The sequence below is a fragment of the Gemmiger formicilis genome, assembly GCF_016901605.1.
GTDB lineage: Bacteria > Bacillota > Clostridia > Oscillospirales > Ruminococcaceae > Gemmiger > Gemmiger formicilis_B.
Map to the genome: position 1 here is coordinate 1 of NZ_JACJKP010000603.1, position 285 is coordinate 285.

Annotated in this window: 1 protein-coding gene; it reads left to right on the top strand. The window is 59.6% G+C overall.

The annotated features are described in order from the left end of the window. Positions 1-285, top strand: a 285-nt coding sequence (locus H6B10_RS16110) for a GDP-mannose 4,6-dehydratase (RefSeq protein WP_204652433.1), incomplete at both ends; no start/stop codon positions are given.

Consider the following 285-nt stretch of genomic DNA (forward strand, 5'->3'; position numbering starts at 1 on the left):
GTCAGACCGAGATCAAGCTGGGCAGCCTGACCCCCACCCGTGACTTCAACTACGTGAAGGACACCGCCAACGGCTTTATGACCATTGCAGACTGCGATGCCGCCATCGGTCAGGAACTGAACATTGCCACCGGCGTGGAACACTCCATCGGGGATCTGGCCAACGAACTGATCGCACAGATCAACCCCAATGCCACCATCGTCTGCGAAGCTGAACGCCTGCGCCCTGAAAAGAGCGAGGTCAACCGCCTGCTGGGCGATGCCACCAAACTGCGCAACCTGACCG